Source organism: Microcella sp. (genome assembly GCF_033763155.1).
Taxonomy (GTDB): Bacteria; Actinomycetota; Actinomycetes; order Actinomycetales; family Microbacteriaceae; genus Microcella.
Genome location: NZ_JANRKZ010000106.1, coordinates 1 through 11,043, shown reverse-complemented (window position 1 = coordinate 11,043; position 11,043 = coordinate 1). Strand labels below are relative to the sequence as shown.

The 11,043-nt window shown below is 68.7% G+C and carries 10 protein-coding genes; 6 read left to right on the top strand and 4 right to left on the bottom strand.

Annotation, left to right across the window (positions count from 1 at the left end):
* Positions 1-132: 132 nt before the first annotated feature.
* Positions 133-1,155, bottom strand: a complete 1,023-nt coding sequence (locus SFU54_RS04930; RefSeq protein WP_319015186.1) for a LacI family DNA-binding transcriptional regulator — start codon at positions 1,153-1,155, stop codon at positions 133-135.
* A gap of 273 nt (positions 1,156-1,428) precedes the next feature.
* Between SFU54_RS04930 and SFU54_RS04925 the strand changes: the two genes are divergently transcribed.
* From SFU54_RS04925 to SFU54_RS04910, 4 genes are all read left to right on the top strand, one after another.
* Positions 1,429-2,877, top strand: a complete 1,449-nt coding sequence (locus SFU54_RS04925) for an ABC transporter substrate-binding protein (RefSeq protein WP_319015185.1) — start codon at positions 1,429-1,431, stop codon at positions 2,875-2,877.
* Positions 2,878-3,031: 154 nt separating this feature from the next.
* Positions 3,032-3,982, top strand: a complete 951-nt coding sequence (locus tag SFU54_RS04920) for a sugar ABC transporter permease (protein WP_319015184.1) — start codon at positions 3,032-3,034, stop codon at positions 3,980-3,982.
* Positions 3,979-4,923 carry a carbohydrate ABC transporter permease gene (locus SFU54_RS04915; RefSeq protein ID WP_319015183.1) on the top strand — a complete coding sequence of 315 codons (945 nt, stop codon included), beginning with the start codon at positions 3,979-3,981 and terminating at the stop codon, positions 4,921-4,923. The genes SFU54_RS04920 and SFU54_RS04915 overlap by 4 nt, the downstream gene beginning before the upstream one ends.
* A 58-nt stretch (positions 4,924-4,981) precedes the next feature.
* Entirely contained in the window at positions 4,982-6,877 is a 1,896-nt protein-coding gene (locus SFU54_RS04910) for an ABC transporter ATP-binding protein (protein WP_319015187.1), read from the top strand.
* On the opposite strand, the gene SFU54_RS04905 is transcribed toward SFU54_RS04910, so the two are convergent.
* From SFU54_RS04905 to SFU54_RS04895, 3 genes are all read right to left on the bottom strand, one after another.
* Positions 6,844-7,305 (bottom strand): PLP-dependent cysteine synthase family protein, encoded by a 462-nt coding sequence (locus tag SFU54_RS04905; protein WP_319015182.1) that lies wholly within the window; start codon positions 7,303-7,305, stop codon positions 6,844-6,846. The genes SFU54_RS04910 and SFU54_RS04905 overlap by 34 nt on opposite strands.
* 238 nt (positions 7,306-7,543) lie before the next feature.
* The gene (locus tag SFU54_RS04900; protein WP_319015181.1) at positions 7,544-8,221 is read right to left on the bottom strand and encodes a DUF305 domain-containing protein; all 678 of its coding nucleotides are present in this window, start codon (positions 8,219-8,221) and stop codon (positions 7,544-7,546) included.
* 2 nt (positions 8,222-8,223) lie between these two features.
* Positions 8,224-8,949, bottom strand: coding sequence for a DUF3105 domain-containing protein (locus tag SFU54_RS04895; protein ID WP_319015180.1), 726 nt, complete (start codon positions 8,947-8,949; stop codon positions 8,224-8,226).
* 106 nt (positions 8,950-9,055) lie between these two features.
* Here SFU54_RS04895 and SFU54_RS04890 point away from each other — a divergent pair, with 106 nt between their 5' ends.
* A complete protein-coding gene (locus SFU54_RS04890) occupies positions 9,056-10,450 on the top strand; it encodes a cystathionine beta-synthase (protein WP_319015179.1) in 1,395 nt (464 codons plus the stop codon).
* Positions 10,447-11,043 (top strand): aminotransferase class I/II-fold pyridoxal phosphate-dependent enzyme (locus SFU54_RS04885; RefSeq protein WP_319015178.1); only part of this gene is annotated, 597 nt, incomplete at its 3' end. The genes SFU54_RS04890 and SFU54_RS04885, both read left to right, overlap by 4 nt.

The following is an 11,043-nucleotide window of genomic DNA, read 5'->3' as shown; positions in this document are numbered from 1 at the left end:
AAGGCCCAGCTCGAGGAGGCCGGCGCCACGGTGGTGCTCAAGTAGTCATCGACCCCCGGGTCAGCGACTGCTGAATCGCGCGAGCCCCGCCCGTCTCACGACGGTGCGGGGCTCGCTCGCGTTCGGGGCCGGTCAGGCCGTCGGTTGCCGGCGCGCGGCCGTGCTCGCGCGCACGGTCAGCGCGGTCGGCAGCAGCAGGTGCTCGTCGGGCGGGGCGGCATCGGTGCCCTCGAGCTGATCGAGCAGCAGCTCGACCGCCCGGGCACCCTGCGCGCCGGGGTGCTGCGCGAGGGTCGTGAGCCCGAACATCTCGGCGAGCGGGTGGCCGTCGACGCCGATGATCGACAGCTCGCTGGGGATGCCGATGCCGAGCTGGCGGGCCGCCACGGTGATGCCGATCGCGATCTCGTCGCAGCCGGCGAAGATCGCGGTCGGCCGTGTGCGCGGGTCGCCGAGCACGGCGAGCCCGACGGCGTACCCGCCCTCGATCGAGAAATCGGCCTGCCGGAAGTCGTCGTCGACGGTGACTCCGGCGTCGCGCAGCGCCTGCGCGAAGCCGGTGTAGCGCTGCGAGTGCACCCGGAAGTCCATCTGCTCGTTCTGGTCGCCGCCGACGTGCATGATGCGGCGGTGCCCGAGGCTCAGCAGGTGCTCGGTGGCGAGACGCGCCGTCTCGACGTCGTCGATCGAGAGCGACGGGATGCCGTCGATGCGCCCGCCGATGCCGACGAGCGGCTTGCGGAGCGCCTGCAGCATCTGCACCTCGTGCGGGCTCAGGTCGATGGCCACCGAGATCACGGCATCGACGCGCTTGCGCACGAGGAAGTAGTCGAACACCCGCCGGCGCAGGTCACGGTCGGTGCTCAGCCGGTACAGCGTGAGGTCGTAGCCCGCGCGGATGAGGGAGGCCTCGATGCCCTCGAGCACCTCGGCGAAGTACCAGCGGTTGATGTACGGGATGACCACGCCGACGTTGCGCGTGCGCCCGGTGACGAGGCTGGCGGCGGTGGAGGAGACCACGTAGCCGAGCTCGGCGGCGGCATCCTCGACCCGCCTGCGCGTCTCGTCGGAGACGTAGCCCCGCCCGCTGAGCGCTCGCGACGCCGTCGATTTCGAGACGCCCGCGATGCGGGCGACATCGGCGAGGATGCTCATGACCTCGAGCCCTTCGTTGGACGGTGGAGGGGGTGGCCGGCCGGTCGGCCGCTCGGGGGAGCGCCGATGTCGGGTGTGCCGTGGCGTCAGTGTAGCCGCAAACCGGCCTGTGTGGAAACGGTGCCAGGTGAGAGCGGTTTCCCCGCGACACGTGGGGATCGCTCGGCTGTGCGGACTCCGGGAGTTCGGCAACGGAACGGTAACGGAGGGAGCACTCCCGCTTGCATCCCCCGCGCGGGTGACATACGGTGACCCTGGAACCGGTTCCCGACGATGCGATCCGGTCGCCTCGTCAGGTCGGGATCCACCCATGCACCGCAACCACCACGCGCGTCACTCGGCGCGCTGACCGACCTCAACGAGGAGGAAACTCATGAGTTCACTCTCCGCCGCAGGCTCATCGCGCCTGCCGCCGCGCTCGGCGCCCTGAGCCTTGTGCTCGCGGGCTGCGCGGCCGAGACCGACCCGGGCGCCGGCGGCGACGCCGACTGCTCGGCCTACGAGGCCTACGGCACCTTCGAGGGCGAGAGCGTCGAGCTGTACGCGACGATCATCGACACCGAGGCCGACGCGCTCGTCGAGAGCATGGCCGACTTCGAGGCCTGCACCGGCATCACCGTCGAGTACAACGGCACGCAGGAGGCCGAGACGCAGATCAACGTGCGTGCCGCTGCCGGCGACGCGCCCGACCTGATGATCATCCCGCAGCCCGGTCTGCTGCAGCGCCTGATCGCCGACGGCTACGTCGTTCCCGCGCCCGACGCCGTCGAGGCCAACGTCGACGAGTTCTGGAGCGAGTCGTGGAAGGGCTACGGCACGGTCGACGGCGAGTTCTACGCCGCGCCGCTGCTCGCCAGCGTCAAGGGCTACATCTGGTACTCGCCGGCCGACTTCGAGGAGAACGGCTACGAGATCCCGACGACCTACCAGGGCCTGCTCGACCTCACCGAGCAGATGACCGAGCGCAACGAGGGCCCCTACCGCCCGTGGTGCGTCGGCTTCGGCTCGGGTGACGCGACCGGCTGGGTCGGCACCGACTGGGTCGAAGACCTGGTGCTGCGCAACTCGGGCCCCGAGGCCTACGACGCGTGGGTTGCCGGTGAGCTGAAGTTCGACTCGCCCGAGATCACCGAGGCGTTCGACCTCGTCGGCGAGGTTCTCCTGAACGAGGACTACGTCAACGGCGGCTTCGGCGGCGTGCAGTCGATCGTGACCACCACCTTCCAGGATGGCGGCCTCTCGATCCTCGACGGCACCTGCTCGCTGCACCACCAGGCCTCGTTCTACGAGGCGCAGTGGGGCGAGGGCGTGACGGTTGCTCCCGACGGTGACGTCTGGGCGTTCCTGACCCCGCCGATCGCGGAGGGCGACCCCTCGGCCGTCACCGGTGGTGGCGAGTTCGTGGCCGCGTTCAACGACCGCGAGGCGACCGCGGCTCTGCAGGCCTACCTGTCGAGCGACACCTTCGCCAACGAGCGCGTCTCGCGCGGTGGCGTCATCTCGGCGAACAAGGGTCTCGACCCGTCGCTCGCCGGCTCGGACCTCGCCCGCCAGTCGGTCGAGATCCTGCAGGGAGAGGACACCATCTTCCGCTTCGACGCCTCCGACCTCATGCCCGCCGCCGTCGGCACCAGCTCGTTCTGGACCGGCATGGTCGACTGGGTGAACGGCACGCCGACCGCGGATGTCCTCCGCGCGATCGACGCGACGTTCCCGCAGTAGCACGCAGCGGACGCTGAACCACCGATGGCCGGCCCATCGGACGACGACTCGTCCGATGGGCCGGCCTGACGGGTAGCGTGGCAGTCAACCCAAACCAATGGAGGTTTGATCCGGCCTGGAATTCTGGTCCGACCTGTTCGAGAAGTTCGGGGTCATGTTCCTCGGCCTGGCGGCCTTCGCCGCCGTCGTGGGAATCGTGCTCTTCCTCGCCGATCGAGCGCCGAAGCGCGGGCGCGATGTGCTGCAGCTCGCCGCCTTCCTGGCACCCGCCCTCATCCTGCTCGCCGTCGGACTGGTCTACCCGGCCATCCGCACGACGATCCTCGCCTTCTTCAGCCGCCAGACGGCCAACGGCTCCGAGTTCGTCGGGCTGGACAACTTCGTCTGGATGTTCACGCAGCCCGAGATCACCATCGTGATCATCAACACCCACATCTGGGTGGCTCTCGTGCCCACGCTCTCGACGATCTTCGGACTCGCCTACGCCGTGTTCATCGACAAGTCGCACGGCGAGAAGGTTCTCAAGTCGCTCGTCTTCATGCCCATGGCGATCTCGTTCGTCGGTGCGGGCATCATCTGGCGCTTCATGTACGAGTACCGCGAGGTCGGCTTCAGCGAGCAGATCGGTCTGCTGAACCAGATCCTCGTCTGGCTGGGGCAAGACCCGCAGCCCTTCCTCGTCAACTCGCCCTGGAACACGCTCTTCCTCATCGTCGTGATGGTCTGGATCCAGACCGGATTCGCGATGGTGCTGCTCTCGGCGGCGATCAAGGGAGTGCCGGTCGAGATCATCGAGGCCGCCCGCCTCGACGGCGCGAACGCCTGGCAGTCGTTCTGGAACGTGACGGTTCCCGGAATCCGCGGCACCCTCGTGGTCGTCGTGACCACGATCTCGATCGCCACCCTCAAGGTGTTCGACATCGTGCGCGCCATGACCGGCGGAAACTTCGACACCTCGGTCGTCGCCAACGAGATGTACACGCAGGCCTTCAACCGCGGCGAGACGGGCTACGGCTCGGCTCTGGCCGTGGTGCTGTTCGTGATGGTGCTGCCGATCGTGCTCTACAACGTCCGTGTCATGCGCAAGCAGAAGGAGATCCGATGAGCGCCCCCGCCGCTGCTGCCAGCGCCACCGAGCAGACCAGCACCCGGGCCATCACCACCGCTCCCGGCGGTGGCAAGGCCCGCCGGGTGAAGGAGCGCCTGACCTCGCCGTGGGCCACCGCCGCGGCGATCATCATCGCGGTCATCTGGACGATCCCGACCTTCGGCCTGCTCGTCTCGTCGTTCCGCACGCCCGAGGAGATTCGCTCGAACGGCTGGTGGAACATCTTCGTCAGCCCGAGCTTCACGCTCGAGAACTACCTCGACGTGCTCACGGTGCAGGGCGCCTCGTCGGCGAACCTCGGCTCGTACTTCGTGAACTCGCTCGTGATCGCGATTCCGGCCGCGCTGTTCCCGATCATCCTCGCGACCATGGCGGCCTACGCCTTCGCGTGGATCAAGTTCCGGGGCTCCGCGGCGCTGTTTGTGCTGATCTTCGCCCTCCAGATCGTGCCGCTGCAGATGGCCCTCATCCCGCTGCTGCAGATCTTCAGCGAGGTGCTCGGCATCAGCGGCACCTTCCCCGCGGTCTGGATCGCGCACACGATCTTCGGGCTCCCGCTGTGCATCTTCCTGCTGCACAACTTCATCAGCGAGATCCCGGGCGAGGTGATCGAGGCGGCGCGGGTCGACGGTGCGAACCACACGCAGATCTTCTTCCGCATCATCATCCCGCTGTCGCTGCCGGCGCTCGCCTCGATCGGCATCTTCCAGTTCCTCTGGGTCTGGAACGACCTGCTCGTCGCCCTCGTGTTCTCGGGCGGCACGGCCGATGTCGCACCGCTGACGCAGCGCCTGGCCGAGCTCGTGGGCAACTTCGGTCGCAACCAGGAGCGACTGCCGGCCGCGGCGTTCATCTCGCTCGTCGTGCCGCTCATCGTGTTCTTCAGCCTGCAGCGCTACTTCGTGCGCGGCCTGCTGGCGGGCTCGACGAAGGGCTGATCAGCACCGTCCTCACACCGGGATCCCCGGTGGTCCCACCTAGGCTCACGCTATGAGCATGGGTGGCGGCCGCCGGGGATCACGGGTGTCGAGCGGCGATATCGCCGCGCAGCGGGCGGCGAACGCCGAGGCTCCGCGCATCCCCGACCTGCTTCCGCGCATCGCCGAGCTGTTCCGGCCGCACCGCACGCCGCTCGCGATCACGATCGCGCTCGTGCTGGTCTCGGCCGCGCTCAGCGTCGTGCCGCCGCTGCTGACCCAGCAGGCCTTCGACCGCGGGCTCTTCCCCCCTGAGGGCACCCCGAACGTTCCCGTGCTGCTGCAGCTCGTGAGCGCGATGCTCGTGCTGTGGCTCGTCTCGGCCGGCATCGGCATCGGGCAGACCTATCTCACGGCCACCGTCGGCAACAGCGTCATGGCCGAGCTGCGGGTGAGACTCTTCGCCCACCTGCAGTCGATGGAGCTCGGGTTCTTCACCCGCACCAAGACCGGCGTCATCCAGTCGCGGCTGCAGAACGACGTCGGCGGCGTCGCGAGCGTGCTCAGCAACACGGTCTCGAGCGTCATCGGCAACACCGTCACGGTGCTCGCCGCGCTCGTCGCGATGCTGCTGCTGAGCTGGCAGCTGACGCTCGCGGCGGTCATCCTGCTGCCCCTGCTCATCGCGGCCCAGCAGCGCGTCGGCCAGGTGCGCGCGCGCATCGCGACGAAGACCCAGGAGTCGCTGAGTGACATGACCGCGATCACGCAGGAGGCCCTGAGCGTCTCGGGCATCATGCTCGCGAAGGGCTTCTTCCGCCAGCACGCCGAGGTGGACCGCTACCGCGCCGAGAACGAGACCCAGCGAGGCCTGCAGGTGCAGCTGCAGATGAGCGGGCAGTTGTTCTTCGCGATGGTCAACGTCTTCCTGAGCGTCATCCCCGCCGTCATCTACCTCGTCGCGGCCTTCCTGCTTCAGGCGGATGTCGCGATCACCGCCGGCACGCTCGTCGCCTTCACGACGGTGCAGGCCCGGTTGACCTTCCCCCTGCTCGGCCTCCTGCGCGTCGCCCTCGATCTGCAGACCTCGGGCGCGCTCTTCGCGCGCATCTTCGAGTACCTCGACCTCGAGCCGGCGATCGTGGAGAGCGCCGACGCGCGCGACGTCGATGCGAGCCAGGTCGGGCGCATTCGCTTCGACGACGTCGTCTTCCGCTATCCCGACGCCGGCGACGCGCAGCGGCCGACGCTCGACCACGTCTCGTTCGCGGTCGAGCCGGGGCAGTTCGTCGCCTTCGTCGGGCCGTCCGGGGCGGGCAAGACGACCGTGTCGTACCTGATCCCGCGCCTGCACGAGGCGAGCGCGGGGCGGGTGCTGTTCGCGGGAACCGACGTGCGAGAGCTCCGCCAGCAGAGCCTCATCGCGCAGGTCGGCATCGTCAGCCAGGAGACCTATCTCTTCCACGCGACGATCGCCGAGAACCTGCGCTACGCCAAGCCCGAGGCGAGCGACGCCGAGCTCGAGGCGGCGTGCCGCGCGGCGAGCATCCACGACACCATCGCCGGGTTCCCCGACGGGTACGACACGGTCGTGGGCGAGCGCGGCTACCGGCTCTCGGGCGGCGAGAAGCAGCGCATCGCGATCGCGCGCGTGCTGCTGAAAGACCCGCCCGTGCTGATCCTCGACGAAGCGACGAGCGCCCTCGACTCGGTGTCGGAGCGCGTCGTGCAGGCCGCTCTCGACTCGGCGACGCGCGGCCGCACGACCATCGCGATCGCGCACCGCCTCTCGACCATCGCGGCTGCAGACGTGATCCACGTGGTCGACGGCGGCCGCATCGTCGAGAGCGGCGCGCACGACGAACTGATCGAGCTCGGCGGGGTCTACGCACGCCTGGTCGCCGAGCAGTCGACGGAACTGCGGGTCTCGAGCGGCAGTCCTCAGACCGAGCGGCACAGCTCCGTCGAGAGGTAGCGCAGCCCCGAGTCGCACAGGATCGTCGCGACAGTCGCATCCGGGCGTAGTCGCTCGGCGACGCGGATCGCGGCGACGATATTCGCTCCAGACGACGTTCCCGCGAAGAGACCTTCCTCGCGCGCAAGCCGACGAGCCATCGCCATCGCCTCATCCGCGCCGACGGTCACGATCTCGTCAACCTGTTCCGGCTCCCACAGCGGCGGCACGAACCCGGCGCTGATGCCCTCGATGCGGTTCGAACCCGTCGGGCCCCCCGACAGCACGGCCGACTCGGCGGGCTCGGCGGGCTCGACGGGCTCGACGGGCACGATGCGCATGCCGGGGGAGTGCCCCCGCAGCACGCGTCCGACGCCGTGGATCGAGTGCGCGGTGCCGACGACGTGCACGAAGGCGTCGACGGCGCCCTCGACTGCGGCGCGGGCCATCCGGTCCTTCATGCTGCCGGTCGGATTCGCCCACTCGAGCTTGGCGCCGCCGTGCGGGCGCCGCCGTGCGGGCTCAGTCGCCGCAGCTCGACCATCGGCGTGTCGCCGATTCCCGCGAAGGCGCGATCGATCCGTCCACTGCGGCACCGATTCCTGGTCGTGGCGCTCGAGCTCCAGTGAGCCACAGCGTGCCACTGCGCACGACGCATCGCAAGGCCCCGCCGGGGTCGACGCGGCGCTACGAGCGTTCGGCGAGCAACTTGGTCATGTAGTCGATCTCCTTCTGCTGCAGCATGACGATGCTCTGCGCGAGAGGTGCGATGAGCGCGTTGTCGCTGCGCGCGAGCAATGCCTCAGCCATATCCATGCCACCCCGATGGTGGGCGATCATGAGTTCGAGGAAGATTCGTTCCGCCTCCACGCCGTCGGCGTCGCGGAGCCGCTGCATGTCCTCGGAGCTCGCCATGCCCGGCATCTCGGTGCTCGCCATGGCGCCGCCCCCATGATCCATACCGGTCATGCTGCCGTCGAGCGTCGGCTGCGACATCCACGCCATGGGCGGATCGGAGGACGTCTGCGGCAGGTTCCACGCCGTAAGCCACGCGTACATCTGCCCGGCCTGCTGCGACTGCGCCGTGATGATGTCGAGGGCGAGGAGCCGCAGCTCGTCGTCGTCGCTGCGGTCACGGATGAGAATGGCCATCTCGACGGCCTGGTTGTGGTGTGCCTGCATGTCTCGGGCGAAGCCGGCTTCTGCGCTCGTCGAGCTCGGGGTCGGGGCGGCTTCGGCCGGAGCAGTGGTGCGGCCGATCAGCACCCCTGTGACCAGGGTGAGCAGTACGAGTACCGCCACTGTGAACAGGCGCACCCGGCGCGAACCGGCTTCGACCCCGATGCGGCCGTCTCCGGCTTCCACGGTCAGCGGACCTTTCCGGGGCCGTCGACACCCTGAGTGCACAGCGCACCTGGCTCGGGCGCCGACGCTGCCAAGCGATACTTCGTGATGAAGTCGTCGAGTCGGGGATCGTCGACTCCGTCGAGCGACACCTGGACGCCCCACGCACTCGCGACGACGGGGGCGTCGAGACCCTCGAAGGGCGAGAGCACCACGTAGCTGCTCGGCATCGCATCACGCAAAGCACCGAGATCGCCGTCAGAGACTTCGGCCGCGTCGTAGGTGATCCAGACGGCGCCGTGCTCGAGGGAGTGCACGACGTTCTCGCTCGGCAGGACTTCCTCGTATACACCGCAGTTGAGCCACGCGGGGTTGTGCGGGCCACCGGCGGGCGGGGTCATGTCGTATTCGACGGGTGTCTCGACGTGCGCTGGCTCGAGACCTTCGAAGGTCTCGAGCCCGGCGATGTCGATGTCGGCGGGGTCGACCTTCGGCTGCGCGCTCGTCACGACGATCGAGATGATGATCGCGACGACGGCGAGGGCGCCGACGACGGCGCTCACGACGGTGATGAGGTTGCGGCGCTTCTCGCGCTGTTGCTTGGCCTTGAGGGCGGCGACCTTCTCGGCGCGGCGCTTCTCGCGCTGCTGCTTGATCGTGAGGTTCTCGTGGTTCGACACGCTCGGGGCTCCAGTCGTCAGGGGAGGGGTCAGTCGGCGCACGCGCAGGAGCGCCCAGGGCTCACCCATTATCTCAGATGACCTTTCCGCTTCCTGTCAGAGCGGGCGCGGTCGGGCCCGCTGCCATCCGGTCGCCGCCTTCGAGGAGGATGCCCGGCGCGAGTAGGCTCGCAGGATGAAGTTCGCCCGCTCCGTCGTCGACCTCATCGGCGACACGCCCCTCGTGCAGCTCACCCGCGTCACGGAGGGCATCTCGGCCACCGTCTTGGCGAAAGTCGAGTATCTGAACCCCGGCGGTTCGTCGAAAGACCGCATCGCCACGCGCATCATCGATGCGGCTGAGCGTGAGGGCTTGCTCAAGCCGGGCGGCACGATCGTCGAGCCGACGAGCGGCAACACGGGCGTCGGACTCGCACTCGTTGCCCAGCAACGCGGGTATCGCTGCGTCTTCGTTTTGCCCGACAAGGTCGGCGACGACAAGCGCAATGTGCTCACGGCGTACGGCGCCGAGATCGTCGTCACGCCCACGGCGGTCGCACCCGAAGACCCCGAGTCGTACTACAGCGTTTCTGACCGCCTGGCCCGCGAAATTCCGGGCGCGTTCAAGCCCAATCAATATGCGAACCCCAATGGCCCCCGCAGCCACTATGAGACCACGGGCCCCGAAATCTGGCGCGACACCGACGGCCGCCTCACGCACTTCGTGGCGGGAGTCGGAACCGGTGGCACGATCTCGGGCACGGGCCGCTTCTTACGCGAGGTGAGCGCCGACCGGGCAAGCGGTCGCGTGCAGGTCGTCGGCGTTGACCCCGTCGGCAGTGTTTATTCGGGTGGCACGGGTCGCCCGTATCTCGTCGAGGGCGTGGGCGAAGACTTCTGGCCGGCCGCCTATGACCCCTCCGTCGTTGACCGCATCGTCGCGGCGAGCGATCAGCAGTCGTTTGACATGACGTTGCGGCTTGCCCGTGAAGAAGGCCTGCTTGTTGGTGGCTCGTGCGGCATGGCCGTCGTCGGCGCCCTCGAGGTTGCGCGCGAGCTCGGCCCCGATGACGTTGTCGTGGTGTTGCTGCCCGATGGTGGCCGTGGCTACCTCGGCAAGATCTTCAATGACGGGTGGATGCGCCGCCACGGCTTCACGCCCCCCACCGGCTCACCCACCGTGGCCGACCTGCTCGGCACCCCGCCGCGCGAACTCGCTCACCTGCGCCGCGAACACACGGTGGCGGATGCGGTGGCAGCACTCGAGGCGCACCCCGGTTCGCTTCCCGTCGTCACCGCCGAGCCGCCACTCGTGCTGGGCGAAGTGGTTGGTGCGGTCGACGCGCGCACGCTGCTGCGCGCACTCGCCACGGGCGCGGTGACTCCGGCCGATCCGATCACGGCGGCGATGGGGCCGAGCATGCCCGTCGTCGGCGCACACGAGAGCCTCGAGGCTGCGGGCGAGCGCTTTGGTGACCGCGGAGCCGGGGGTCAGCATCCCGACACCCTCATGGTGCTCGACGGCGGAAACCCCGTCGGCCTGCTGCACCGCACCGACCTGATTACCGCTCTTGCCGGAGGCAACGCATGACCGACCACGACGAGCACAGCACCCAGGGCTTTGCGACGCGGGCCATTCACGCGGGGCAGGCATTCGACCCCACGACGGGCGCGGTCACGCCACCGGTGTACTTGACCTCGACGTTCGTGCAACGCGCGATCGGCGACTTGCGTGGCGGGTATGAGTACGCGCGTGGCGGCAACCCCACTCGCGATGCGCTGCAAGAACAACTCGCCTCGCTCGAGTCGGGGGCACACGCGTTCAGCTTCGCGTCGGGCCTCGCCGCCGAAGATGCTCTGCTGCGGGCTGTGCTGCGCCCCGGTGATCACGTGCTCATGGGCAATGACGTCTATGGCGGCACTCATCGGCTGGTGCGCCGCATCTTCGCGCCGTGGAACATCGGACTCACGACTGTTGAGCTCAGCGACACCGACGCAACGCGCGCGGCTCTCGAGTCACTGCGCCCACGAGTGCTGTGGCTTGAGACCCCGAGCAATCCGCTCATGAAGATCACCGACATCTCGGCGCTCGCCGAGATCGCTCACGCGGTCGGCGCACTCGTTGTCGTCGACAACACCTTCGCCACGCCCTACTTGCAGCAGCCGCTGACGCTCGGCGCCGAT

Bases quoted from the DNA above. Each gene is read 5' to 3' on its own strand.
- SFU54_RS04895 (WP_319015180.1), bottom strand. From the start codon at position 8,949: ATGGGTGAGCCCTGGGCGCTCCTGCGCGTGCGCCGACTGACCCCTCCC.
- SFU54_RS04930 (WP_319015186.1), bottom strand. From the start codon at position 1,155: ATGAGCATCCTCGCCGATGTCGCCCGCATCGCGGGCGTCTCGAAATCG.
- SFU54_RS04910 (WP_319015187.1), top strand. From the start codon at position 4,982: ATGGGTGGCGGCCGCCGGGGATCACGGGTGTCGAGCGGCGATATCGCC.
- SFU54_RS04920 (WP_319015184.1), top strand. From the start codon at position 3,032: ATGTTCCTCGGCCTGGCGGCCTTCGCCGCCGTCGTGGGAATCGTGCTC.
- SFU54_RS04915 (WP_319015183.1), top strand. From the start codon at position 3,979: ATGAGCGCCCCCGCCGCTGCTGCCAGCGCCACCGAGCAGACCAGCACC.
- SFU54_RS04890 (WP_319015179.1), top strand. From the start codon at position 9,056: ATGAAGTTCGCCCGCTCCGTCGTCGACCTCATCGGCGACACGCCCCTC.
- SFU54_RS04905 (WP_319015182.1), bottom strand. From the start codon at position 7,305: ATGGCCCGCGCCGCAGTCGAGGGCGCCGTCGACGCCTTCGTGCACGTC.
- SFU54_RS04925 (WP_319015185.1), top strand. From the start codon at position 1,429: ATGCGATCCGGTCGCCTCGTCAGGTCGGGATCCACCCATGCACCGCAA.